The organism is Aromatoleum evansii (assembly GCF_012910805.1).
Classification (GTDB): domain Bacteria; phylum Pseudomonadota; class Gammaproteobacteria; order Burkholderiales; family Rhodocyclaceae; genus Aromatoleum; species Aromatoleum evansii.
Map to the genome: position 1 here is coordinate 19,761 of NZ_WTVK01000007.1, position 23,810 is coordinate 43,570.

The 23,810-nt window shown below is 64.3% G+C and carries 23 protein-coding genes and 1 tRNA gene; 2 read left to right on the forward strand and 22 right to left on the reverse strand.

Features of this window, described 5'->3' with window-relative positions; genetic code table 11:
• Positions 1-5: 5 nt before the first annotated feature.
• From pheT to GO615_RS04845, 18 genes are all read right to left on the reverse strand, one after another.
• The gene (gene pheT / locus GO615_RS04760) at positions 6-2,384 is read right to left on the reverse strand and encodes a phenylalanine--tRNA ligase subunit beta (RefSeq protein WP_169125899.1); all 2,379 of its coding nucleotides are present in this window, start codon (positions 2,382-2,384) and stop codon (positions 6-8) included.
• A gap of 7 nt (positions 2,385-2,391) precedes the next feature.
• Positions 2,392-3,423 (reverse strand): phenylalanine--tRNA ligase subunit alpha, encoded by a 1,032-nt coding sequence (gene pheS / locus GO615_RS04765; RefSeq protein ID WP_169125900.1) that lies wholly within the window; start codon positions 3,421-3,423, stop codon positions 2,392-2,394.
• Positions 3,424-3,490: 67 nt separating this feature from the next.
• Positions 3,491-3,850 (reverse strand): 50S ribosomal protein L20, encoded by a 360-nt coding sequence (gene rplT, locus GO615_RS04770; protein ID WP_018988925.1) that lies wholly within the window; start codon positions 3,848-3,850, stop codon positions 3,491-3,493.
• A gap of 12 nt (positions 3,851-3,862) precedes the next feature.
• The gene (rpmI, locus tag GO615_RS04775; protein WP_015437124.1) at positions 3,863-4,060 is read right to left on the reverse strand and encodes a 50S ribosomal protein L35; all 198 of its coding nucleotides are present in this window, start codon (positions 4,058-4,060) and stop codon (positions 3,863-3,865) included.
• Between the two features lie 143 nt (positions 4,061-4,203).
• Entirely contained in the window at positions 4,204-4,728 is a 525-nt protein-coding gene (infC, locus tag GO615_RS04780; protein WP_169125992.1) for a translation initiation factor IF-3, read from the reverse strand.
• Positions 4,729-4,755: 27 nt separating this feature from the next.
• Positions 4,756-6,672 (reverse strand): threonine--tRNA ligase, encoded by a 1,917-nt coding sequence (gene thrS, locus GO615_RS04785; RefSeq protein WP_169125901.1) that lies wholly within the window; start codon positions 6,670-6,672, stop codon positions 4,756-4,758.
• Positions 6,673-6,838: 166 nt separating this feature from the next.
• Positions 6,839-6,915: transfer RNA gene (locus GO615_RS04790), tRNA-Val, on the reverse strand.
• A 98-nt stretch (positions 6,916-7,013) separates the two neighbouring features.
• Positions 7,014-8,606, reverse strand: coding sequence for a nitrite reductase (locus tag GO615_RS04795; RefSeq protein ID WP_169125902.1), 1,593 nt, complete (start codon positions 8,604-8,606; stop codon positions 7,014-7,016).
• A gap of 12 nt (positions 8,607-8,618) precedes the next feature.
• Positions 8,619-9,824 carry a heme d1 biosynthesis radical SAM protein NirJ gene (gene nirJ, locus GO615_RS04800; RefSeq protein ID WP_169125903.1) on the reverse strand — a complete coding sequence of 402 codons (1,206 nt, stop codon included), beginning with the start codon at positions 9,822-9,824 and terminating at the stop codon, positions 8,619-8,621.
• Positions 9,825-9,919: 95 nt separating this feature from the next.
• Entirely contained in the window at positions 9,920-10,252 is a 333-nt protein-coding gene (locus GO615_RS04805; RefSeq protein WP_169125904.1) for a plastocyanin/azurin family copper-binding protein, read from the reverse strand.
• A gap of 91 nt (positions 10,253-10,343) precedes the next feature.
• Positions 10,344-11,213, reverse strand: coding sequence for an ethylbenzene dehydrogenase-related protein (locus GO615_RS04810; protein WP_169125905.1), 870 nt, complete (start codon positions 11,211-11,213; stop codon positions 10,344-10,346).
• A 44-nt stretch (positions 11,214-11,257) separates the two neighbouring features.
• Complete coding sequence (locus GO615_RS04815; RefSeq protein ID WP_169125906.1) at positions 11,258-11,866, reverse strand: NapC/NirT family cytochrome c; 609 nt, start codon at positions 11,864-11,866, stop codon at positions 11,258-11,260.
• A gap of 72 nt (positions 11,867-11,938) precedes the next feature.
• Positions 11,939-13,570, reverse strand: coding sequence for a cytochrome D1 domain-containing protein (locus tag GO615_RS04820; RefSeq protein WP_211166960.1), 1,632 nt, complete (start codon positions 13,568-13,570; stop codon positions 11,939-11,941).
• A gap of 247 nt (positions 13,571-13,817) precedes the next feature.
• Positions 13,818-14,324, reverse strand: a complete 507-nt coding sequence (ahbB, locus tag GO615_RS04825; RefSeq protein WP_169125908.1) for a siroheme decarboxylase subunit beta — start codon at positions 14,322-14,324, stop codon at positions 13,818-13,820.
• Positions 14,321-14,803, reverse strand: coding sequence for an Lrp/AsnC family transcriptional regulator (locus GO615_RS04830; RefSeq protein WP_169125909.1), 483 nt, complete (start codon positions 14,801-14,803; stop codon positions 14,321-14,323). Before GO615_RS04830 ends, ahbB (GO615_RS04825) begins: the two co-directional genes overlap by 4 nt.
• The gene (ahbB, locus tag GO615_RS04835; protein WP_169125910.1) at positions 14,800-15,858 is read right to left on the reverse strand and encodes a siroheme decarboxylase subunit beta; all 1,059 of its coding nucleotides are present in this window, start codon (positions 15,856-15,858) and stop codon (positions 14,800-14,802) included. Before ahbB (GO615_RS04835) ends, GO615_RS04830 begins: the two co-directional genes overlap by 4 nt.
• A gap of 2 nt (positions 15,859-15,860) precedes the next feature.
• Positions 15,861-17,048, reverse strand: coding sequence for a cytochrome D1 domain-containing protein (locus GO615_RS04840; protein WP_169125911.1), 1,188 nt, complete (start codon positions 17,046-17,048; stop codon positions 15,861-15,863).
• A 45-nt stretch (positions 17,049-17,093) separates the two neighbouring features.
• Positions 17,094-17,417, reverse strand: coding sequence for a c-type cytochrome (locus tag GO615_RS04845; RefSeq protein WP_407281107.1), 324 nt, complete (start codon positions 17,415-17,417; stop codon positions 17,094-17,096).
• Positions 17,418-17,691: 274 nt separating this feature from the next.
• On the opposite strand from GO615_RS04845, the gene cobA reads away from it, so the two are divergent.
• Together cobA and GO615_RS04855 are read left to right on the forward strand one after the other, a co-directional pair.
• Positions 17,692-18,510 carry a uroporphyrinogen-III C-methyltransferase gene (gene cobA / locus GO615_RS04850; protein ID WP_246262155.1) on the forward strand — a complete coding sequence of 273 codons (819 nt, stop codon included), beginning with the start codon at positions 17,692-17,694 and terminating at the stop codon, positions 18,508-18,510.
• Between the two features lie 65 nt (positions 18,511-18,575).
• Entirely contained in the window at positions 18,576-20,306 is a 1,731-nt protein-coding gene (locus GO615_RS04855; RefSeq protein WP_211166956.1) for a nitrite reductase, read from the forward strand.
• Positions 20,307-20,387: 81 nt separating this feature from the next.
• On the opposite strand, the gene GO615_RS04860 is transcribed toward GO615_RS04855, so the two are convergent.
• The 4 genes from GO615_RS04860 to GO615_RS04875 all read right to left on the reverse strand — a co-directional run bounded on the left by GO615_RS04860 (position 20,388) and on the right by GO615_RS04875 (position 23,784).
• On the reverse strand, positions 20,388-20,630 hold the full coding sequence (locus GO615_RS04860) for a GlsB/YeaQ/YmgE family stress response membrane protein (RefSeq protein WP_169125914.1): 243 nt from the start codon (positions 20,628-20,630) through the stop codon (positions 20,388-20,390).
• A 12-nt stretch (positions 20,631-20,642) separates the two neighbouring features.
• The gene (locus tag GO615_RS04865; RefSeq protein WP_169125915.1) at positions 20,643-21,437 is read right to left on the reverse strand and encodes a 3'-5' exonuclease; all 795 of its coding nucleotides are present in this window, start codon (positions 21,435-21,437) and stop codon (positions 20,643-20,645) included.
• A gap of 22 nt (positions 21,438-21,459) precedes the next feature.
• Complete coding sequence (gene cysM, locus GO615_RS04870; protein WP_169125916.1) at positions 21,460-22,350, reverse strand: cysteine synthase CysM; 891 nt, start codon at positions 22,348-22,350, stop codon at positions 21,460-21,462.
• Between the two features lie 111 nt (positions 22,351-22,461).
• The gene (locus GO615_RS04875) at positions 22,462-23,784 is read right to left on the reverse strand and encodes a UDP-glucose dehydrogenase family protein (protein WP_169125917.1); all 1,323 of its coding nucleotides are present in this window, start codon (positions 23,782-23,784) and stop codon (positions 22,462-22,464) included.
• Positions 23,785-23,810: the final 26 nt, after the last annotated feature.

Sequence of the window (23,810 nt, forward strand, 5' to 3'; positions counted from 1 at the left end):
TGGGACTATCCACGCAAGCGGGCACCGAGCACAGTTTCAGCGTGACGCACAATCGCAGTGACTGCGGCATCCACCTCCGCATCCTCAAGCGTCCGCTGAGTATCTTGCATCAACACCCTGAACGCAAGGCTCTTTTTCCCCGGATCGATGCCCTTGCCATGGTACACATCGAAGAGTTCGACCGCCTTCACGATGGCCGGCGCGGACTCTTTCAGCACGTCGATGACGCGCGCCACCGGCAGCGCCTGCTCGACCACCAGCGCGAGGTCGCGGGTCACCGCGGGCTGCCGCGAGATCTCCGCATAAGCGGGCAGATCGGCGAGCAGCACGCCATCCATGTCGAGCTCGAACACCACCGGCGCAGTGCCCAGGTCATAACGCTGCACCCACACCGGATGCAGTTCGCCGACGACGCCGATGCGACGCCCGTCGAGCAGCACCGCCGCAGCGCGACCGGGATGGAGCGCGGGCTCCGAAACAGGCTCGAATTTCAGTGCGCGCGGGGCGAACAGCGCCTCGACGTCGCCCTTGACGTCGTAGAAATCGACATTACGCGTCGGCGCGCCCCACTGCTCGGGCAGCGCCGGCCCGGCCGCAAGACCGGCGACACGCACCGGCTGATGGAAGCCCGCGACGGGCTCGCCGTCCGCTTTGCGTTCGAAGCAGCGCCCGATCTCGAACACGCGCACGCGGTTCAGCTGGCGCTTGCGGTTCGCGACGAGGTTGCCGGCAAGCCCCGGAATGAGGCTGCTGCGCATCACGCTCATCTGGCTGGCGATCGGGTTGGCGAGCCGAATCGGCGTCTCGTTGGCACAAAAGTCGCGCTCCCATGCCTCTTCGACGAATGCGTAGTTGACGACCTCCTGGTAGTCGCGTCCGGCCAGCAGATGCCGGACATCCCAGGCGCTGCGGCCGGACTCGGAACGGTCCAGCATCGCCAGCCCTCCCTGCGGCGGCACCGCCGGGATATTGTCGTAACCATAGAGACGCGCGATCTCCTCGATCAGGTCCTCTTCGATCTCGATGTCGAAGCGGAAGGACGGAGGCACGACCAACAGGTCCTCTCCCTCCCGGTGGACACCGAGGTGCACTCCATTGAGGAGTTTCTCGATCTCGGCGTCATCGGGGCGGATGCCGAGCAGGCGGCGGGCGCGTGCCGGGCGCAGACGGACCGGCTTGCGCGCCGGCAGGTGTTCTTTCGACACCGCCTCGACCACCGGCCCCGCGGCGCCGCCGCAAATCTCGAGGATCAGCTGCGTCGCGCGCTCGATCGCGCTGGCCGCGAGCTCGAAGTCCACGCCACGCTCGAAGCGGTGCGACGCGTCGGACACGAAACCGTAGCTGCGCGCGCGTCCCGCGATCGCATCGGGCGCAAAGAAGGCGCTCTCGAGGAACATGTCGGTGGTGTCGAGCGTGATCCCGCTGTCCTCCCCCCCCATGATGCCCGCCAACGCCAAGGCACGCGCCTCGTCGGCGATCAGCAGGGTGTCGGCCGCCGGGGTGACGGTCTGCTCGTTGAGCAGCAGCACCTGTTCGCCCTCGCGCGGATACCGCACGTGAATGGCACCGGACAGGCGCGCATTGTCAAAGGCATGCAGGGGCTGGCCGAGCTCGAGCATCACGTAGTTCGTGATGTCGACGAGGGCGCTGATCGAACGGATGCCGGAACGCTGCAGCCGCTGCTTCATCCAGTCCGGCGTCGGCGCCTTCGCATCGACACCGCGCACGATGCGCCCGCAATAACGCGGGCACGCGGCCGGCGCATCAAGGACGATGGCGCGACGGTCGTCGATCGTCGCCGGAATCGTCACGACCAGCGGTGCCGACAAGGCCTGGCCGGTCAGCGCCGCAACCTCGCGTCCGACCCCGAGCAGACTCAGGCAATCCGAACGGTTGGGCGTGAGCTTGATCGTGAACAGCGTGTCGTCGAGCGCCAGGTAGTCGCGCAGGCTCGTGCCGATCGGCGCATCCGCCGGAAGATCCATCAGCCCGGCGTGATCTTCCGACAAGCCCAGCTCGCGCGCCGAGCACAGCATGCCGAAGGACTCCACGCCGCGAAGCTTGGCGGCCTTGATCTCGAATCCAGGCAGCTTCGCACCGACGACGGCGCACGGGACCTTCATGCCGACGGCCGCATTGGGCGCACCGCAGACGATCTGCAGCAGCTCCCCTTGCCCCGCGTCGACCTTGCACAACTTCAGCTTGTCGGCATTGGGATGCTTTTCCGCCTCGACGATGCGGGCGACGACGACGCCCGTAAAGGGCGGCGCAACCGACGCGGATTCTTCCACCTCGAGGCCGGCCATCGTCAGGAGATGTCCGAGCGCCTCGCTGTCGAGCGGAGGATTGACGAGGCTCCGCAGCCACTGTTCCGAGAATTGCATGATTCGATTACCTGAATTGGCTCAAGAAGCGCAGGTCGCCTTCGAAGAACAGGCGCAGATCGTTGACGCCATAGCGCAGCATCGTGAGGCGATCCGGCCCCATGCCGAAGGCAAAGCCCGTGTAGCGTTCGGGATCGATGCCGCCGAAACGCAGCACGTTCGGATGCACCATGCCGCAGCCGGCGATCTCGAGCCAGCGCCCCTTGAGCGCGCCGCTCATGAAGGCGACGTCGATCTCGGCACTGGGCTCGGTGAAAGGGAAGAACGAGGGACGGAAACGCACCTGCAGGTCTTCCGTTTCGAAGAACTTGCGCAGGAAGTCGGCGATCACGCCCTTGAGGTCGGCGAAGCTGACGTTCTCGCCGACCCACAGGCCTTCTACCTGATGGAACATCGGCGAATGTGTGGCGTCGGAATCGACGCGGTACACGCGGCCCGGCGCGATGATGCGCAGCTCGGGCATGTGTTCGGCCCCGGCATGGCGAGCGGCGTGATCGAGCATCGCGCGCACTTGCACGGGACTGGTATGCGTGCGCAACAGCACCTCGTCGTTACCTTCGAGGTAGAAGGTGTCGTGCATCGAACGCGCCGGGTGGTTTTCCGGCGTGTTGAGCGCGGTGAAGTTGTGCCAGTCGGTCTCGATCTCGGGGCCGTCGGCGACGACGAAGCCGATCGAGCGGAACAGCCCTTCGATGCGCTCCAGAGTGCGGCTCACGGGGTGCAGACCGCCGACCGAGGTGCCGCGCCCGGGCAGCGTCACGTCGAGCGCTTCGGCGGCGAGCTGGGCGAGCAGGACGGCTTCGCGCAGGGCATTGCGGCGGGCTTCGAGCGCCGCCTCGATCGCGTCCTTGGCGCGGTTGATCTCGGCACCGGCTGCGCGGCGCTCTTCGGGCGCGAGTTTGCCGAGCCCCTTGAGCTGTTCGGTGAGCACGCCCGTCTTGCCGAGAAAGCGCGCCTTGGCCTGTTCCAGCTGGGCGCCGTCCGCTGCCGCGGCGAACTCGGCCGCAGCCTGTTGAACGAGTTGATCGAGCTTATCCATTTGCTTGCCGTGGAAAATTCAGGAAAAAAAAAGGAGGCCAGGCCTCCTTTTTTCGTGCTGCGTTCGATTACGCAGCGAGTTTGGCCCGGGCCTGATCTGCGAGCGCCGCAAAAGCGGGCTTGTCGAACACGGCCAGGTCGGCCAGCACCTTGCGGTCAACTTCGATCGCAGCCTTCTTCAGGCCGTTCATGAAGGTGCTGTAGGTCAGACCGACTTCACGCGCAGCGGCGTTGATACGGGCGATCCACAGGGCACGGAACTGGCGCTTGCGCTGACGACGGTCACGGTAGGCGTACTGACCGGCCTTCATCACCGCCTGCTTGGCGATGCGGTATACGTTCTTGCGGCGGCCGCGGTAACCCTTGGCCTGATCGAGAACCTTCTTGTGACGTGCGCGGGCGGTTACACCACGTTTAACTCGGGGCATGGCGGTCTCCTATCAAGCGTAAGGCAGCATGGCGCGGATCAGCTTCTCGTCGGCGGCGTGGACTTCCGTCATGCCGCGCAGCTGGCGCTTGCTCTTGGTGGTCTTCTTGGTAAGGATGTGGCGCTTGAACGCCTGGGACCGCTTGATCCCACCACTAGCGCGGACCTTGAACCGCTTGGCGGCTCCGCTCTTGGTCTTCATCTTCGGCATTGCTAACTCCAAAGTTTATGAATGACGTCAGGTAGCGTCGCCCTGCGGCGCATTTTCAACCCGACACCACTTGTTTTCCGGCGACCAACATTCGCCGGGGTTTGCCTCCCGCCCGAGGGAGGAAGGCAGATTCTTCGTCGCGATCAGCGATTCTTCTTGATCGGCGCGATGACCATCACCATCTGACGCCCTTCCATCTTGGGCATCTGCTCGACCTGGCCGTGCTCTTCCAGATCGGCCTTGATCCGCTCGAGCTGACGCAGACCGAATTCCTGGTGCGCCATTTCCCGACCGCGAAAACGCAGCGTCACCTTGCACTTGTCACCTTCTTCAAGGAAGCGCTTGAGGTTGCGCAACTTGATCTGGTAGTCGTTCTCGTCAGTCGCCGGGCGCAGCTTCACTTCCTTGATCTGCACCTGCTTCTGCTTGAGCTTGGCTTCGTGGGCCTTCTTCTGTTCCTGATACTTGAACTTGCCGAAGTCCATCACACGACAGACCGGGGGCTGCGCCATCGGCGCAATTTCGACAAGATCGAGGCCGGCTTCTTCTGCCGCCTCGAGAGCCGTTCTCAGGGAAACAATACCGATCGGTTCGCCGTCTTCACCGAGCAGACGAACTTCGGGCGCGCTGATCTCCTCATTGACGCGCTGCTTTTTCTCTTGAGCGATGGTTCAGTTCTCCACGAATGCCAAAAATCAAATCGAGGCCGACCGCGCTTGAACTTCGCGCTGCCAACGCTCGATCAGGGTATCGAGGGTCATCTGGCCAAGGTCTTGGCCCCCTCGGGCACGCACGGCAACGAGGCCTGCCGCCTTTTCCTTCTCGCCGATGACGATCTGGTAAGGCAGCTTGTGCACGCTATGTTCGCGGATTTTATAGGTAATCTTTTCGTTACGCAAATCCGCCTCGACCCGGAAACCCGCCCGCTTCAAGCGTTTTGTGACTTCCGTCGCATATTCCGACTGACCTTCGGAGATGTTCAGCACCACGGCCTGCACCGGCGAGAGCCACAGCGGCAGTGCGCCGGCGAAGTGCTCGATGAGGATGCCGATGAAGCGCTCGAGCGAGCCGAGGATCGCGCGGTGCAGCATCACCGGGAATTTCTTCGTGTTGTCCTCGGCGACATATTCGGCACCGAGACGCACGGGCAGATTGAAGTCGAGCTGCAGCGTGCCGCACTGCCACACGCGATTGAGGCAGTCCTTGAGCGAGAACTCGATCTTCGGCCCGTAGAAGGCGCCCTCGCCCGGCTGCAGCTCATAGGCGAGCCCTTGCGCATCGAGCGCCGCCGCGAGCGCAGCCTCGGCCGCATCCCACTGTTCGTCGGTTCCGACGCGCTTTTCCGGACGCGTGGACAGCTTGATCAGGATCTCGGTGAAGCCGAAATCGGCATAAACCTTCTGCAGCAGGCTGATGAAGGCCGCGGATTCCGCCTGCACCTGGTCCTCGGCGCAGAAGATGTGGGCATCGTCCTGCACGAAGTTGCGCACGCGCATGATGCCGTGCAAGGAGCCCGACGGTTCGTTGCGATGGCAGGAGCCGAACTCGGCCATGCGCAACGGCAGGTCGCGATAGCTCTTCAAACCCTGATTGAAGATCTGGATGTGGCACGGGCAGTTCATCGGCTTCACGGCGTAGTCGTGCTTTTCGGACTGCGTCGTGAACATGAGGTCGGAATACATACCCCAGTGACCGGACTTCTCCCACAGCGAGCGATCGACGATCTGGGGCGTCTTCACTTCCTGGTAGCCGTTTTCGAGGATGGTGCGGCGCATGTATTGCTCGACCTGCTGCCACAGCGTCCAGCCGTTGGCATGCCAGAACACCATGCCGGGCGCCTCTTCCTGCAGATGGAAGAGATCGAGCAGGCGTCCGAGCTTGCGATGGTCGCGCTTCTCGGCTTCCTCGAGCATGTGGAGATAGCTCTCGAGATCTTCCTTCTTCGCCCACGCGGTGCCATACACGCGCTGGAGCATCTCGTTCTTCGAATCGCCACGCCAGTAGGCGCCCGCAAGCTTGGTCAGCTTGAAGACCTTGAGCTTGCCCGTCGAGGGCACGTGCGGACCGCGGCACAGATCGATGAAATCGCCCTGGCGATAGAGCGAGACATCCTCGCCCTGCGGGATCGAGGCGATGATCTCGGCCTTGTAGTTCTCGCCCTGCGACTTGAAGAACTCGACCGCCTTGTCGCGCGACCATACTTCGCGCGCGACCGGGATCTCGCGCCTGGCGAGCTCGGCCATGCGCTTTTCGATGCTCTCGAGGTCTTCCGGCGTGAAGGGGCGCTTGTACGAGAAGTCGTAGTAGAAGCCGTTCTCGATCACGGGGCCGATCGTGACCTGCGCGTCAGGGAAAAGCTCCTTCACCGCATGCGCGAGCAGGTGGGCCGTCGAGTGGCGGATGATGTCGACGCCTTCTTCGCTCTTGTCGGTGACGATCGCCAAGGAGGCATCCCCTTCGATGCGATGCGAGAGGTCGACCAGCTTGCCGTCGACCTTGCCGGCAAGGGACGCCTTGGCGAGACCGGCACCGATCGATGCCGCGACGTCGAGCACGGTCACCGGATGGTCGAAGCTGCGTACGGAACCGTCAGGGAGCGTGATGTTCGGCATGATCTCTAGGCCTCGAAGGGGTGGCAATAAGCAGACGATGAAAAACGTGGACGAAAAAAAAGTGCGGACGGGCCGCACTTTCTTCCTAGAGCACTACAGCGGAGCCCGACTTTTCAGTTTCCGGCTTCAGTAGTAGTTCGGAAGATCACCTTCCTGCTCCATACGTTGGTAGGCGCGATTGGACTCGAACCAACGACCCCCACCATGTCAAGGTGGTGCTCTAACCAGCTGAGCTACGCGCCTGCTAAGAGCTGCGCATTATAGGCATCGATTCCTGCTTGCGCAACACCTTTCGCAAAAAATCTTTCGATACCACCCTCACCGCGCAAATCGGCGGCCGATCAGTGGCTGGTGCCCTCCTCGCGCGTGATCTTGTTCCAGACGTTGTACTTGCCGACCGGCTTCTTCATCGGCAGGCGCTTCACTTCCTCGAGCGTCTTCGCGTCATACACGATCAGCGCGCCGTCCATCTCCCACAGGCTGGCGAGTGCGTAACGGCCGTCGCGCGTGAATTCGATGTGCGCGAGCGTCTGGCCCGGGGCGGCCTTCAGTTCCTTGACGATCTCCAGCGTCTGCTTGTCGATGACCTGCAGGGTGTTCTTCGCCTCGCGGCTCATCATGGAATCGACGAAGGCGTAGCGGCTGTTCTCGTGGCTGCGCAGGAAGAAGCCGGGACCGCGGGTCGGGATGCGCTTCACGACGCTCCAGTCCTTGAGATCAATGACGGTGACTTCGGCGGCCTTCAGGTTGGTGCTGGCCATGACGCGCCGCCCCTGCCAATCCCAGGAGATGCCGGAACCGAGGTGCGGCATGCCGTCGAGGGCGAGGTCGGCAATCTTGCGCCGGACGTCGAGGTGCACGACCTGTCCGACGCCATCCCGCGAGGCCCCGAGGACGGTCGAGTAGTCCTGCGTGAAGAAGAAGTCGTCGAGGGGGTCGGCGAGCGTGGTGCGGCGGGGATTGAGGTAGCCGGGGACGAAGGCGCCTTCGCGGTACTTGAAGTCGTGCACGTAGCCGGTCGGGATCTCCTCGGCGTGGCGGTTGTAGCTGATCTCCCAGATCTCGGGAACGTCCTTGAGCGCCGCGACGAAGCTGTTGCGCGGGGTGGCTTCATAGACCGCGGACACGCGCGAACTCGTCTTGCCGTCGCGGTCGGTAACGGGGATCGATTTCAGCAGGTTGAGATCCCCGTCGAGCAGCACCAGCGTATGCGGGAGGTAGTTGGCGACCGCAACGTGCTTGCCGTCGGGCGACACCGCGACGTTGCGCGTATTGATGCCGGCGCGGATCTCGGTGACGACCTTGAGGTTCCACAGGTCGTACTTGCTGATCCAGCCGTCCCGCGAGGCAAAGAACACGTAGCGGCCGTCGGTGGTGAACTTGGGCCCGCCGTGGAGCGCGTGGCGGCTCTGGAAGCGGTGAATGCGCTCGAGCTTGTCGCCATCGAGGACCGACACGTGGTGGTCCCCGGTTTCGACGACGAGGAAGAGGTTCATCGGATCGGCGTCGAACACCGGCTTCGCGGACAGCGTCGCGGGATCGATGTGGGCAATGCGAGAGGCGCGGATGTCGGCCTCGCCCCAGGCGGGTGCGGGAACGACCGGGGTGTAGATCCACGAGACGAGCGCAGCGATCTGATCCTGCGGGATCAGCGCACCGAACGGCAGCATCTGGGTGGCCGTCCGACCGTCGCGGACCACCGTGGCGGCCTCCTCCTTGCGCAGGCGAGCGAGGTTCTCGGGCAGGAGTGCGGGGCCTGTCGCGCCGAGGCGGTCGGGGCCATGACAGGCCGCGCAGTGTTGCTGGTAGGTGGCTTGGGGGCTTTCGGCGGCGCGGGAGTCGGCGACGTGCAGCGCAAGGGCCGCACCGAAGAGGAAACCGGACAGGATCAGGACTCGCCGCACGGGAAGCGGCAGGGTTTGCGTGGATTTCATGGAGGCCTCAAATCAGGAGGTGCGCCGGCGGGGAACAAAGGGGGTGGTGACGATGCGCTCGCCGCGGCTCTCCCCGGCCTCCAGGCCGATCTCCTGGTCGCTCAGGTAGCAGCCGGGATCCTCGGCCCACGCATTCCCGGTGATCTGCTGCGCGCGCACCCGTGAGCTGCCGTTGCAGATCTCGAGATGGCGGCAGGCGCCGCAGCGCCCGGAAAGGACGCGCGGGTGCTGCTTGAGTCCGGCCATGAGGGGGTTCGAGAGGTCGCTCCAGATATCGGAGAACTTGCGCTCATGGACACTGCCGAGCGGAACGTGCCACCACATCGTGTCGGGATGGACGACACCCAGGTTGTCGATGTTGGCGACATTCACGCCGCTGGCGTTGCCGCCCCATTGCACGAGTTTGCCGCGGATGTGCTCGACGTGTTCCGGGAAGCGCCGGGCGACCCAGTGCAGCAGATAGACGCCATCGGCATCGTTGTTGCCGGTGACGAAGTCCTTCTCGATGCCACGCCGATGGAGGTCGAGGCAGGTTTCGAAGAGCAGGTCCATCGCATCGCGCGTGGTCTGGTGACGGGCGTCGTCGGCACGGTGCTTGTTGCCGCGGCCGGCGTAGTTGAGGTGGGAGAAGTAGAACTTGTCGATGCCCTCGTCCTTGACCAGACGCAGCAGCGCCGGCAGGTCGTGGGCGTTGTCCTCGGTCATCGTGTAGCGCACGCCGACCTTGATGCCGCGCGCGAGGCATAGGCGGATGCCGGCCATCGAGGCCTCGAAGGCGCCTTCGAGGCGGCGGAACTTGTCGTGTGTCGCGCCGATGCCGTCCAAGCTCACGCCGACGTAGTCGAAACCGGTGTCGGCGATCGCGCCGATGTTGCTGTCGTTGATCAGCGTGCCGTTGCTCGACAGGCCGACGTAGAAGCCCAGCGCCTTCGCGCGACGCCCGATCTCGAAGATGTCGGGACGCAGCAGCGGCTCGCCGCCGGACAGGATCAGCACCGGGACGCGGAAGGCCTTGAGGTCGTCCATGACGCGCAAGACGTCGTCGGTGGAGAGTTCGCCGGGAAAATCCTTGTCGGCCGATATTGAATAGCAGTGCTTGCAGGTGAGGTTGCAGCGTCGGATCAGGTTCCAGATGACCACCGGGCCGGGCGGATTGCGCCGCGGGGCGACGGGCGTCGGGTGGTCGAGTTCACGGATGAAGTGCGAGATGCGGAACATGGGACTCTCCTCAGTGCTGCCATTACAGCGAAGCGCAGCCTTGCGGGAAATGACGCCGGTCAAGGTCCGCGGACGGGCGGCACCCCGTCCTGTCTTCACTCGGTGACGACGACAGCGCCCTTCATCTCGGGATGAGGTCCGCAGTGGTACTCGTAACGCCCGGCCTGCGGAAAGGCGCGGGACCATTTCTCGCCGGGAAAGAAGCGCTCGGATTCCTCGCCGCTGGCATCGAACGCCACGGAATGGCTGGTCCGCTTCTCGCGATTGATCCAGGTAACCGTGTCGCCTGCCCGGATTTCCACGACCGCCGGGCTGAACTTGTAATCCGCGATATTCACTTCGTGCTCGGCGGCGCACGCGATGTCGGCGAACCCGATCACGAGAAACACGCCTGCCTGCAAGGCCCGGTTGATTGGATGCACGATCATCCCTCGCAAAAGTCCGGTTGGAGAAGGCGGAAGCCGCCTTCCCCGGCGAACGGGGAAAGGCGGCTTCCGGGCCGGCGCATTTGAGCGCGCCTTACTTCGCGACGGTGATATCGGCGTTCGCGTCGATGCCGAGCTTGTAGCCGAGGGAAACGTGGTGGAAGCGACCGGCTGCGCTGTCGTCGTGGATGGCGAAGCCGAAGTTGTACGTCTTGCCCGATTCGAGCGCGACGTCGCCTTCCCCGCCTGCCAGCTTGCGCGCGAAGACGACTGTCCAGGTGTCGCCCTCGAGCTTCCCGTCCGCGCTCACGAGCGCCTGGCCGCCTTCCATCACGCGCTTGTCCGCGACGTAGCCGTTGAAGCCTTTCTTCTCTCCGCTGCGCCACTGGTACAGGTCGTAGAACTTGCCTTCGGCCAGCGATCCGCCCTTCACATATTTCAGCTTCGTGTCCGCGGCACTCGGCATGGTGCGCGAGTCGATGTGGCAGGTGGACCAGCAGCCGCCGAGATCGGCCAGTTCGACCTTGCCGCCGGCTTCGAGCATGAAGGCGACCTTGACCGGATTCTTCGCGTCCATCTTGGCGCCGCCGGATGCGGGCGGCTGCTTCCAGGAGAAGCGCACGTAGAGGTTGTCGGCGTCACGAGCGGCCTGCACCTTGACGGGAATCGAAGGCGCCTTGCCGGCGATCGGCGTCGGTTCGATCTTCTGACCGCTGGCCATCTTCTTGCCCATGTCGGCCGTTTCCGAATGGTGGCAGTCGGCGCACGTTTCACCCTTCTTCATGCCGCGCGCACCACCGTGCTCCGTTCCCTTGGTGATCCACTCGATCGGGGATACGCCCGGATAGAACACGGTGATGTCCTTCGCGGGAACCTTGCCCCAGTCGGGAGCCGCCGCCATTGCCGCACCTGTGGCGCCAGTCAGGATTGCGCCGACAACGCCGGCAATTATCGTTTTCTTCATCGTCGATTCCTCAGTTGATTCAGTCGGAGGCCTGCATGCGTGGCTTACAGGTCGTCTTCCTCAGTCATCCCTTCGGGTTTCGTGTGCGCGATGCCCTTGTGGCAGTCGATGCAGGTCATGTTGTCCTCGCGCGCCATCTCGTGCTGCTTGCGCGCCCGCTGCTTCTGCGAGTCCGCATTCATGCTCTCGAGGCTGTGGCAGTTGCGGCACTCGCGCGAGTCCGCGGCCTTCATGCGCTTCCACTCGTTGCGCGCCAGCTCGAGGCGCTTGGCCGCAAACTTCTCGGGCGTATCGATGGTGCCGGTCAGCTTGCCCCAGACTTCCTTCGAGGCCTGCACCTTGCGGATCATCTTGTGCGTCCAGTCCTTCGGCACGTGGCAGTCGGGGCAGGTCGCACGCACGCCGGTGCGGTTCGTGTAGTGGATGGTCTTCTTGTATTCCTGGTAGACGTTGTCATGCATCTCATGGCACGAAATGCAGAACGCCTCCGTGTTGGTCGCCTCGAGGACGGTGTTGAAACCGCCCCAGAAGAGCACGCCGATCGCGAACCCCACGATCAGGAGCCCCCCGAATGAATACTTCGAGCTCGGGCGGCACAACGAAGCCCAGAAGCCTCTCCGTCCTTCCGGCTGCTTGTCGTCTCTTTCTGTCATGACACTTCCTTCTCCCTTCCCGGCCCCCGCGCACGAAGCGCGGGGGGGCCAATCAGGCGACCGGCGAACCGATCAATAAACGTCGTGCATCGTGTTGAAGACGTTGAACTTGCCGGTCGGCGTCACGATTGCCGGGTCGGTGATGACCTTCTTCAGCTTGAGGGTCTTGTCGTCGTAGATCACGATCGCCGACTGGTCGGTCTTGCCGCCCCACAGGGAGATCCAGACTTCGTTGCCCGCTTCGTTGAACTCCGGGTGCGTCGCGCGGCGGATCGCCTTGCTTTCCGGCAGGCCCGAATCCTTGGCGACGTCCAGTCGCGTCGGCGTCTTGCCGAGATCCTTCAGGTCATACACATAGACCGACTCGGCGATTTCGCGCTCGGGGTTCATCGGCGCATCCGCCCACAGGTGCGTGGACTTCGGATGCGTCTTGACGAACAGGTTGCCCGCGCCCGGCATCTTCAGCTCCTGCACGACCTTCCAGTTCTTGTCCTTGTACTTGGCGTGCTTGGGATTGTCCGAAGCCGTCGAGATCACCGAGATCACGTCCGCGCCCAGGTGGCCCGTGGTCCACACCGGCCCGAATTGCGGGTGCATGAAGTTCGCGCCGCGACCGGGGTGCGGGATCTTGGCCGTGTCGATCAGGCCCGCGAGCTTGCCGGTCTTGGTGTCCACCGCGGCGACCTTGTTCGACGCGTTGGCGGCGACCATGAAGTAGCGCTTGGACATATCCCAGCCGCCGTCATGCAGGAACTTGGCGGATTCGATCGTCGTGGTCTTCAGGTTCTTGATGTCGGTGTAGTCGACGAGCATGATCTGCCCCGTCTCCTTAACGTTCACGACCCACTCGGGCTTGACCATCGACGCGACGATGGAGGCAACGCGCGGCTCGGGGTGGTACTCGCCGTCGACCGTCTGGCCGCGGGTGGAGACGATCTTGATCGGTTCCAGCGTTTCGCCGTCCATGATCGAGTACTGGGGCGGCCAGTAGGTGCCGCCGATCAGGTACTTGTCCTCGTAGCCCTTGAACTTCGACGTATCGACCGAGCGCGCATCCGAACCGAGTCGCACGGTCGCGACCGTCTTCGGCTCCTCGTACCACATGTCGATGATGGTGGTGAGACCGTCGCGACCGACCGTATAGACGTAGCGGCCCGATGCCGACAGCCTCGAGATGTGCACCGCGTAGCCGGTGTCGAGCACCTTCCAGATCTTGTGGGTGTCGCCATCGATCAGCGCGAGCTTGCCGGCGTCGCGCAGCGTCACCGCGAAGACGTTCTTCAGGTTGATGTTGTTCATCTGCTTCTTGGGACGTTCGGCAACCGGAACGAGGAGCTTCCAGCTGTTCTTCATGTCCTGCAGCGAGAACTCGGGCGGCACATCCGGCGTCTGCTGGATGTAACGCGCCATCATGTTGATTTCTTCCTTGGTCAGGATGTCGTCGTAATTGACCATCCCGCCTTCAGTACCGTAGGAGATGATCTTCTCGAGGCGGTCGGTGCCGAGCCTGAGCGTGCCGCCTTCGGTCTTCGTGCCGTCGGCCGCGGTCTTGGTCCAGTGCGGTTCGAGGTTCTTGCCGGTCGCACCCTTGCGCAGCACGCCGTGGCAGCCGGCGCAGCGCTCGAAGTAGATCTGCTTGGCCTTCGCCTTTTCGTCGGCGGTCATTTCCGGAGCCGATTGCGCCCACGCCGCGCCGACCGCCATCGGCAGCAACGCCAGAGCCAGGGTCTTTCCGATCCAATTGTGGTTTTGCACCTTTCTCTCCTTAAGCGACACTGAATGTCAAACAACTGGCGCGGAGTATTGACCTGATGACTTTGGGGTTCTTTGATGTGTCTTAAATTTCCCCAGACGGCAAGTGGATATATGTATTTGACATGCGCAGCGATGCTGCTCCGACCAAAGGCCGGAGCAATCATGACGGCATGAAGCCGCGCGGAGGAAGAGTCGATCAGCCTGCGTCGCGGATGCGCAGGCCGGTCTTCTTCAGGATCGCCGAGGAGAAGAGCACGTCGCGGGCGCGACATGCGGAGGGGAAGAGCGACTCGAGGTGGGCCGCGATCTCGTCGAGCTGATCGCGCACCGCCTCGTGGCTGCGACCATGCACCATCGCGAACAGGTTGTACGGCCAATCGGGCAGGCGGCGGGGGCGGCGATAGCAGTGAGTGACCGCCGGAAGGCTGCCCAGCCATTCGCCCACCACGTCGATCGCTTCGTCGCGGATGTCCCACACGCTCATGCCATTGGCCGTGTAGCCGATCGCGTAGTGGTTCGGCACGGCCCCGATTCTGCGGATCACCCCTCGTTCCAGCATCGAACCGATCCGCGCAAGCAGGTCCTCGGGCGACACACCGAGTTCAGCGGCGACCGCGCCCCAGGGATCGGGAACCAGCGGCAGGCCGCCCTGGGTTGCGACGATGATGCGGCGTTCAAGGTCGTCGGCGATCACGGGCCTCATGCCTCCAGCTTCATTTCGACGAAGTACTCGCGCTCCTTCGGGAAGAGGAACACCGGCAGTCCCGTCGCTGCCTCGATGCGGCGCGCACACTCGGCAATGCCGTCCGGAAGCTCGGTGGCAAGCACGAACCACATGTTGAGCGCGTGCTCGCGCCGGTAGTTGTGGGCAACTTCGGGGAACCCGTTGACCTGTGCGGCCACGTGCTCGAAGGCCGCTTCCGAGACGCTCATCGCCGCGAGGCAGAAGGCGCCGCCGATACGTTCGATCTGGAACATCGGACCGAAGCGCGTCAGCACGCGCGCGTCGAGCAGGCGCTGCACGCGGGCGAGGACGGTCTCTTGCGGGAGCCCCAGGCGCAGTCCGACTTCGGCAAAGGGTTGCCGGGACAGGGGGAAGTCCCCCTGCAAGGCGTTGATCAGCGCGCGATCGATGTCGTCGAGCACGGCGGGTGCCTCGGCGGGCGCGCGACGGCCGCTCATTTGCCCGTATCCGGGAGGTAGCAGGCGCCCGTCTGCTTGAAACGGCGACAGCTGAAAAGCACCTCGTGCGCCCATCGATCGAGCCCGAGGCGAGCCGCGATATCGTCACGCGCCGCACGCACGGCCTCCCGCGAGCGACCGTGAATCATGCAGAAGAGGTTGTAGCGCCACGCCGGCAGCGCCCGGCGGCGCCGATAGCAGAGGGTGACGGCGGACTCCGCGGCCACGAGCCGGCCGATCCCGCTCACCGCCTCGTCCGGGACGTCCCACACGCACATCGCGTTGGCGCGGAAACCGAGCTCGTGATGGCGCACCACGATGCCGAACCGCTTGACCATGCCCTCGTGGAGCCAGCGCTCTATGAGTTCGAGCGTCATCGCCTCGCTGATCCCCGCCTTGCGGCCCAGCGCATCGAAAGGACGGGGCTCCAGCGGCAATCCTTCCTGAAGTGCCCGCATCAGGGACTGCTCCAGGCCCGGCAAGGCACAGGCGGCCTCGGGGACAGGGACCGGGGGCGAGCCTGCCACCCTGTCGACCGCACGCCCGTTGCTTCCCCTCAGGTCGAAGCCGAGGTCGATGTGGAACTCCTCTTCCAGCGGCAGCACGATCACGGGACAGCCGGTCTCGCTGTCAATGCGGGCGACGATCTCCTCGAGCCGCGCCGACGATGCGGCGGTGATGACGAACCAGAGGTTGTAGGCGTGTTCGCGCTGGTAATTGTGGTTCACCTCGGCGATGGCGCTCACCCGCGCGGCGATCTCGTCGAGGCGCTCCACCGGCGCCGCGAGGGCCGCAAGGGCGCTCGCCCCGATGCGGCGCGGCGCGAACACCGCCCCTACACGGCTGACGACACCCGAGGCCTGCCAGGCGCGCAGCGCGTCCAGCGTCTTCTCCTCCCCCAGACCGCATTCCGCCCCGATCCTCGCGAATGGTCGCGACACGAGCGGGAATTCGCGCTGGTAGTCGTTCAGGAGACGGAAGCTCGACGCGCCGATCGTCGTATCGGGAACGCCTGCGGTGGCGAGATCGCCCGTTCGCACCCCATGACAACTCATACTCAGAACCCTGTGCGGAACGCGCGGCTGGTGAAGAAGATCCCGCTGGGACTCGCGGCCGGCAACTCCGCGAGCTTGCGTCGCGTGCCCGTATCGTAGATCGCGACCTTGTTGTCGTCCCGCGCCGAGATCCACACCGCCTCGCCCTTGGGCGTGAACTCCAGGTGCAGGATCGCCCGTCCCGGCTGCAGGGTATCGACGAGGCTGTTGTTGAACGTATCGATGACCTGCATCCAGCCGTTGTCCGGGAACGCGAAATTCACCCACACCTCGCGTCCGTCCGGCCGCGCCATCACGAACACCGGCTGGCTCTTCACCGGAATGCGCGCGACCTCCTTCCAGCTTCCGAGCTCGACGACGAGCACCTCGTGGCGGCCGATCGCCGGCAGATAGGCGCGCCCCGCCGCCACCGCCCAGCCCCGCAGGTGGGGCATCTTGTAGACTGGAAGGGCCTGCTCGCCTCGCCCGTAGCCGGGCAGGATGGTGCGCACCCCCTGCGCCGGCTGCCACAGATCCAGCATCGACAACCCATCCTCGCCGAAGAGCCCCGCGATGTAGTAACGGCCGTCAGGCGTCACGAGGGCGTCGTACGGCTGCTTTCCTGCAGGATAGCGCTGCGTCTTCGGATTCCTGGGATCCGACAGGTCGGTGACGCGGATCTCGTTCCCGTCGAACAGCGAATAGACGAAGCGATTGCCCGGCAGATCCGCCAGCCCCACGACCTTCGAGCGCTTGCCTTCAGTGCCATAGTCGGCCGGCACGTCGGCCACGAGCTCCAGCGTATCCGCGTCGAAGGCCTTGATGCCGCCCGGCTCGTAGTTCTGCGCCACCACCAGGCGCCCGTCCTGGGAGACCGCTCCGCCAATCGAGTTGCCCGCCTGCACGACGCGTTTTGCGATGGTGGCGGTCAGCAGGTCGACCTTCGTCAGCCCGCCATCCCGCCCGAACACGTACGCGTAACGGCCATCGCGCGAGAACACCACCGACGCGTGCGACAGGTCGCCCAGCCCGGACACCTGCGCCAGCGATTTGCGCCCGGACGTCTCGATCACCTGCACCTGCCCCGTCGCGCGCTCGATCACCACACCCAGGTCCCCGGTGCCGCGCAGGACCGGCTGCGGAGTCGCGCACGCCGACAGCAGCAACAGCGGGACGGTCCACCACATGTATTTAACGATCAGGTGCAGCATACGATCCTCATCTCATGACGGGCTGCCGGCGACTCGCAGACGCCCTCAGCGCGCGGCCCCTTGATCCGCCGGGAATCCTTCGGAAAGCCGATCCACGATCCACGCCGCCTCCTCTTCCACGACGATGCCGCGGAACGGGGGCATCGGCGTACCGGGCCGCCCCCCGAGGATCGTCGCTATGAGGCTCTCACGGGGCTTGTCGCGGAGGGCCGGGGGAGTCAGCGCAGGCCCCAGCCCGCCCTGCAGCGTCAGCCCATGGCAGGAACCACAGTCCTGGCGCACCAGATGCACGAGCTCGCGGACGCGCTCGGGTTGCACCTGCGGCAACGCATCCTGCGCGCTGGCCGGCGATGCTGCAGCGACGGCAATAGAAGCCAGGAAAACGTTCCGATACCTCCCATGCGCCACGCCGCCACCTCCTCAAGGTTGATCGCCCGCCCCGTGCGTCTCGCGGCGAATGCGCGAAGCCGAACCGCAAACGGCGAGACAAGTATCGAGACGCATCATCTTGCGCTCCTTGATATCGGTTAATTTCCCCGGCGGCGAGTAGGGATACAGTGTCGGCGCTTGACAGCTGAATTGCCACACAAGAACCAGCCGCGCTGGTACGGCCGCGCGGCGTCCTGGAGAGCCATCCATGAGCATGCACAATCGCGTCCCTGACCCGAGGCAGTGCAGCGCGGGCGACGCATCGCGCCCGACCGGCAAGGTGTATCTGGTGGGAGCCGGCCCCGGCGACCCTGAATTGCTCACACTCAAGGCGGCCCGCCTGATCGGCAGCGCGAAGGTGGTCGTGTATGACCACCTCGTCGGCGACGGCGTCCTCGAGCTGGTCAACCGCAACGCCCGCCTGATCTATGTCGGCAAGGAAGCAGGCAATCATTCTCTCCCGCAGGACCAGATCAACGACCTGCTGGTCGAGCTCGCCAGCACGGGCCTCGACGTCGTGCGCCTCAAGGGCGGGGACCCCTTCATGTTCGGCCGCGGCGGCGAAGAGATGGAGGAACTGCTCGAACACGGCATCTCGTGCGAAGTCGTGCCGGGCATCACGGCCGCCTGCGGCATCTCCGCCTGTACCGGCATGCCGCTCACCCATCGCGATCATGCTCGATCGGTGATCTTCACCACCGGACACCTCAAGGACGGCACCGTAAACCTCGACTGGCCGGCCCTTGCGCGCCCCAACCAGACAGTCGTGATCTACATGGGCTTGGGCGCGCTCGACATCATCTGCCGGCAGCTCGTCGCCCACAAGCTTCCCGGCGACACCCCTGCAGCGGTCGTGCATGCCGGCACGACGGCCCGGCAGGTCGTCCTCGCCGACCGGCTCGACCGGCTCGCAGAATCCGTAAAGCAGGCAGGACTCAAGTCGCCGGCGTTGATCATGATCGGATCGATCGTCTCGCTTCACGCACTGCTCGGCACGGAACGGCAAACCGAAGAGCTTGCGCTGACGGCATGAATACCCGTCAACAACGTACTTGGCAAATTCCCGCGTCCAAGTGTTTTCTTGAAAGGAGATAGGTCATGAGCATGAAGAGTAACTGGATCACCGGAGCATTCCTGGTCGCCAGCCTGCCGCTGGCCATCTCCCAGGCCTTCGCGCAGGGCACCGACAAGCACGTGGAAGATACCGAAGCCAAATACCACGCTGGCGGCTCGCCGATCGCCGACATCGATCTGTACAAGGACACCAACCCCGACGCGCCGAAAATGAGCAAGGCCGAGTTCGACAAGGCCCGCAACATCTACTTCCAGCGCTGTGCGGGCTGTCACGGCGTGCTGCGCAAGGGGGCGACCGGTAAGCCGCTCACTCCCGACATCACGCTGCCGCGCGGCACGGAATACCTCAAGGTCTTCATCAAGTACGGCTCGCCTGCCGGCATGCCCAACTGGGGCACCTCGGGTGAACTCACCGACGACGAAGTCGACCTCATGGCCCGCTACATCCAGCAGACCGCTCCCACGCCACCCGAATTCGGCATGGCGGAAATGAAGCAGACATGGAAAGTCATCGTCCCGCCGGCGCAACGGCCGACGAAGAAGATGAACAACTACAACATCGCCAACATCTTCTCGACCACTTTGCGCGACAGCGGCGAAGTGGCGTTGATCGACGGCGACACGAAGAAGATCATCAACATCGTCAAGACCGGCTACGCGGTACACATCTCCCGCATTTCCGCCTCGGGTCGCTATCTATTCGTGATCGGCCGCGATGCACGCGTCAACATGATCGACCTGTGGATGGAGAAACCCGACAACGTCGCCGAAATCCGTATCGGCCTCGAAGCACGCTCGGTCGACACGTCGAAATTCAAGGGTTACGAAGACAAGCTCGCCATCGCCGGCGCCTACTGGCCGCCCCAGTTCGTCATCATGAACGGCGACACGCTCGAGCCGCTGAAGATCGTATCGACACGCGGCCTCACCGTCGACACGCAGGAATACCATCCGGAACCGCGCGTGGCCTCCATCGTCGCATCGCACTTCAAGCCCGAGTTCGTCGTGAACGTGAAGGAAACGGGCAAGACCCTGATGGTGGACTACTCCGACATCACCAACCTGAAGATGACCGAGATCGGCTCCGCACGTTTCCTGCACGACGGCGGCTGGGACTCGTCGAAGCGCTACTTCATGGTGGCGGCGAACCAGTCGAACAAGATCGCCGCGATCGACGCCAAGGAAGGCAAGCTCGCCGGCATGGTCGAAGTGGGCAAGATCCCGCACCCGGGACGCGGCGCCAACTTCGTCCATCCGAAGTACGGCCCGGTTTGGGCGACCGGCCACCTCGGCGACGAGTCGATCGCGCTGGTCGGCACCGACCCGAAGAACCACAAGCAGTACGCCTGGAAGCTGGTCGAAAACCTGAAGAGCCAGGGCGGCGGTTCCCTGTTCATCAAGACGCACCCGAAGTCCAAGCACCTCTACGTCGACAACCCGCTGCATCCCGAGGCCAAGGTCAGCCAGTCGGTCGCCGTGTATGACCTGAAGAACCTGCAGGCCGGCTACAAGGTCCTGCCGATCGGCGATTGGGCCGGCTTGAAGGACGATGGAGCCAAACGCGTGGTGCAGCCCGAGTACAACAAGGCGGGCGACGAGGTGTGGTTCTCGGTATGGTCGGCGAAGGACAAGGAGTCGGCGATCGTCGTCGTCGATGACAAGACCCTGGAGCTGAAGACCGTGATCAAGGATCCCAAGCTGATCACGCCGACCGGCCACTTCAACGTGTACAACACGCAGCACGACGTCTACTGAGCGCCCCGGGGCGGCCCAACCGCCTCGGCCAACAACACCGACGGCCAGCCTCGCGCTGGCCGTTTCGCTCTACGCAGGCGCTTACCTCTTCAGTCGCGAAACGACGAACAGGATCACGATCGCGCCGATGACCGAGCCGACGAAGCCGGCGGGCTGGCCCGGGCGATAGAGCCCGAGAAACTGGCCGCCGTAGCCCGCAAGCATCGCGCCGCCAATCCCGAGCAGCGTCGTCATGATGATGCCGAGGCCATCCCTCCCCGGATGCAGCAGGCGGGCAAGCAGGCCGACGATGAAACCGATGACGATGGTGGCGATCAGGGACATCCGGATACCTCCCTATGTGCGAGCCGCCGGCCAGGCGGCGAGAAATTCCTTCCAGTGCGGCGCATCGATGCGCGCGAGCGACTGGCGTACGACATCCAGCTCCGCCTCATACGCCGCCGTGTCGAGCTGGCCGCGCATGCGCTGGAAACCGAGATACACGAGATAGGTATTCACCACATCGGTCTCGCAGTAGTCGCGGATCTCGGCAATCCGTCCCTCCTGCCAGGCCGGCCACACTGCCGAACCGTCCATCCCGAGCTTGCCCGGAAAGCCCATCAGCTTGGCGAGCTCATCCAGCGGCGCGTTTGCGCGCGGCTGGTACATCGCCAGCAGATCCATCAGGTCGAGATGCCGGCTGTGATACCGACCGATGTAGTTGTTCCACTTGAAATCGCGCGAGTCGTGATAATCCCCCTCACCCTGATCCCAGTAGCGCGGAGCGGACACCCCATGTCGCAGCCCGCGGTAGTGCAGTACCGGCAGGTCGAACCCGCCGCCGTTCCACGACACGATCTGCGGCGTGTAGCGCTCGATGCCGTCGAAGAAGCGCTGGATGATCTCCCCCTCGCCGCTGTCTGGCTCCGACAGCGAAAACACGCGGAACTGGTTCGCATCGCGCAACGCGCAGGAGATCGTCACCACACGCTGCAGGTGATGCTGCAGGAAATCGCTCCCGCCCGCCGCGCGACGTTGCTGGAACGCGAACTCGGCGACCTCGTAGTCGCTCAAGTCCTCGGGCAGGCCGTTGAGCACACGGATGCCGGCCACATCCGGAATGGTTTCGATATCGAATACGAGCACCGGCATCCGCGAGTCTCCAGAAAGATCGTCAGCCGGGGAATACGCCCGTCGACAGATAACGGTCGCCGCGATCGCACACGATCGAGACGATCACGGCATTCTCCAGCCTGGCGGCAAGCCGCACCGCCACGTGCATCGCCCCACCCGACGAAATGCCTGCGAAGATACCCTCTTCGCGCGCAAGCCGCCGCGTCATTTCCTCGGCATCGGCCTGGCTCACGTACTCCAGCGCATCCACGCGCGGCTTCTCGTAGATGCGCGGCAGATACGCCTCGGGCCACTTGCGGATGCCGGGGATCTGCGAGCCCTCCTCGGGCTGGCAGCCGATGATGCTGATCGAAGGCTTCCTTTCCTTCAGGAAGCGCGAGCAACCCATGATCGTGCCCGTCGTTCCCATGCTGCTGACGAAGTGGGTGATACGTCCGCCCGTCTGTTCCCAGATCTCCGGTCCGGTCGCCTCGTAGTGCGCCAAGGGATTGTCCGGATTGGCAAACTGGTCGAGGATGATGCCCTTGCCCTCGTCGCGCATGCGCTCGGCGACGTCGCGCGCCATCTCCATGCCCCCCTCGCGCGGCGTCAGCACCAGCTCGGCGCCGAAGGCGCGCATCGTCTGGCGACGCTCCACGCTCTGGTTCTCGGGCATGACCAGGATCATGCGATAGCCGCGGATTGCGGCTGCCATGGCCAGCGCGATGCCGGTGTTGCCGCTCGTCGCCTCGATCAGCGTATCGCCGGGGCGGATGTCGCCGCGCCGCTCGGCATGCACGATCATCGACAATGCCGGGCGGTCCTTCACCGAGCCGGCCGGGTTGTTGCCTTCGAGCTTGGCCAGGATCACGTTGTTGCGCCCCGCCCCGATGCGCTGCAGGCGCACCAGCGGAGTCTGACCCACATAATCGTCGAGCGTCTTGAAATCCATCTTGCCTTGTTCCGGAATGGTTGGTCCGCCCCGATCTTAAGCCGCCGCCCCCCGAATCGATAACCCGCCCCCGGCATAAGCTTATAGCGCCATCGGTGCGCGGCGCGCCTGTCAGCGTCTACCGATCCCGTGATACTCGAGGCCGGCGCGCTTCATCGTCGCGGGCTCGTACATGTTGCGGCCGTCAAACACGACCGGATGACGCAGCAGCTCGCGGATCCGGCCGAAGTCGGGACTGCGGAACTCCTTCCACTCCGTCACGATCACCAGCGCGTCCGCCCCCTCGAGGGCCGCCATCGGACGGTCGACGTAACGCAGCCGCGGCTCGTCGCCAAAGATGCGCCGCGCCTCGCCCATCGCCACCGGATCGTAGGCCGACACCGTTGCACCGCGGCGGAACAGCTCACCAATCACCACCCGGCTCGGCGCATCGCGCATGTCGTCCGTATTGGGCTTGAACGCGAGCCCCCACAAGCCGAAATGCATTCCCGAAAGATCGGATCCGAAGCGTGCCACGATCTTGTCCACCACTCTCAGCTTCTGCGCGTCGTTCGCCTGCTCGACCGAGTTCAGGATCAGCAGGTCCCGTCCATGCTCGCGCCCGGTGCTCACCAGCGCCTTGACGTCCTTGGGGAAACACGAACCGCCGTAGCCGCAGCCGGCGTACAGGAAGTGCCAGCCGATGCGCGGATCCGAGCCAATGCCCTGACGCACCAGCTCGATATCGGCCCCCAGCGCCTCGGCCAGGTTCGCCAGCTCGTTCATGAAACTGATGCGGGTCGCCAGCATCGCGTTCGCCGCGTACTTGGTCAGTTCGGCGCTGCGCACGTCCATGACCAGCAGCTTCTCGTGGTTGCGCTGGAACGGTCCGTAGAGTTCCCGCATCACCTGGATCGCTCGCTCATCCTCGGCCCCCACGATGATGCGGTCCGGGCGCATGAAATCCTCGACCGCGGCCCCTTCCTTCAGGAACTCCGGGTTCGACACCACGCTGAACGGAAGGTCGGCGCCCCTCGCCCCGAGTTCGGCGGCGATCGCAGCACGCACCTTGTCGCCCGTGCCCACCGGCACCGTCGACTTGTCGACCACCACCCGATAACCGTCCATGTGACGGCCGATGTTGCGCGCCGCCGCCAGCACGTACTGAAGATCCGCCGATCCGTCCTCGTCCGGCGGCGTGCCGACGGCGATGAACTGTATCGCACCGAACCTGGCTGCCATTTCCACATCAGTGGTGAACGAAAGGCGTCCCGCTGCGACGTTTCGTCGCACGATCTCCAGCAGGCCCGGCTCGTGGATCGGGATCCCGCCCTCCTCGAGGATGCGAATCTTTGCGGGATCGACATCCAGGCACAGCACGTCGTTACCCACGTCGGCGAGGCAGGCGCCGCTGACGAGGCCCACATAACCGGTACCGACCACGGTGATCTTCATCAATTACCCCACGGGAAATGGAAAGC

Coding starts and splice junctions, on each gene's coding strand:
- rpmI (WP_015437124.1), bottom strand. CDS start 4,060: ATGCCGAAGATGAAGACCAAGAGCGGAGCCGCCAAGCGGTTCAAGGTC.
- nirJ (WP_169125903.1), bottom strand. CDS start 9,824: ATGTTCCGCATCTCGCACTTCATCCGTGAACTCGACCACCCGACGCCC.
- cobA (WP_246262155.1), top strand. CDS start 17,692: ATGCACAATCGCGTCCCTGACCCGAGGCAGTGCAGCGCGGGCGACGCA.
- GO615_RS04820 (WP_211166960.1), bottom strand. CDS start 13,570: ATGGCGGTCGGCGCGGCGTGGGCGCAATCGGCTCCGGAAATGACCGCC.
- GO615_RS04840 (WP_169125911.1), bottom strand. CDS start 17,048: ATGCTGCACCTGATCGTTAAATACATGTGGTGGACCGTCCCGCTGTTG.
- GO615_RS04855 (WP_211166956.1), top strand. CDS start 18,576: ATGAGCATGAAGAGTAACTGGATCACCGGAGCATTCCTGGTCGCCAGC.
- thrS (WP_169125901.1), bottom strand. CDS start 6,672: ATGCCGAACATCACGCTCCCTGACGGTTCCGTACGCAGCTTCGACCAT.
- rplT (WP_018988925.1), bottom strand. CDS start 3,850: ATGCCCCGAGTTAAACGTGGTGTAACCGCCCGCGCACGTCACAAGAAG.
- cysM (WP_169125916.1), bottom strand. CDS start 22,350: ATGGATTTCAAGACGCTCGACGATTATGTGGGTCAGACTCCGCTGGTG.
- GO615_RS04875 (WP_169125917.1), bottom strand. CDS start 23,784: ATGAAGATCACCGTGGTCGGTACCGGTTATGTGGGCCTCGTCAGCGGC.
- GO615_RS04795 (WP_169125902.1), bottom strand. CDS start 8,606: ATGAAATCCACGCAAACCCTGCCGCTTCCCGTGCGGCGAGTCCTGATC.
- ahbB (WP_169125908.1), bottom strand. CDS start 14,324: ATGAGGCCCGTGATCGCCGACGACCTTGAACGCCGCATCATCGTCGCA.
- GO615_RS04865 (WP_169125915.1), bottom strand. CDS start 21,437: ATGCCGGTGCTCGTATTCGATATCGAAACCATTCCGGATGTGGCCGGC.
- GO615_RS04830 (WP_169125909.1), bottom strand. CDS start 14,803: ATGAGCGGCCGTCGCGCGCCCGCCGAGGCACCCGCCGTGCTCGACGAC.
- pheS (WP_169125900.1), bottom strand. CDS start 3,423: ATGGATAAGCTCGATCAACTCGTTCAACAGGCTGCGGCCGAGTTCGCC.
- GO615_RS04860 (WP_169125914.1), bottom strand. CDS start 20,630: ATGTCCCTGATCGCCACCATCGTCATCGGTTTCATCGTCGGCCTGCTT.
- GO615_RS04815 (WP_169125906.1), bottom strand. CDS start 11,866: ATGACAGAAAGAGACGACAAGCAGCCGGAAGGACGGAGAGGCTTCTGG.
- ahbB (WP_169125910.1), bottom strand. CDS start 15,858: ATGAGTTGTCATGGGGTGCGAACGGGCGATCTCGCCACCGCAGGCGTT.
- pheT (WP_169125899.1), bottom strand. CDS start 2,384: ATGCAATTCTCGGAACAGTGGCTGCGGAGCCTCGTCAATCCTCCGCTC.
- GO615_RS04805 (WP_169125904.1), bottom strand. CDS start 10,252: ATGATCGTGCATCCAATCAACCGGGCCTTGCAGGCAGGCGTGTTTCTC.
- GO615_RS04810 (WP_169125905.1), bottom strand. CDS start 11,213: ATGAAGAAAACGATAATTGCCGGCGTTGTCGGCGCAATCCTGACTGGC.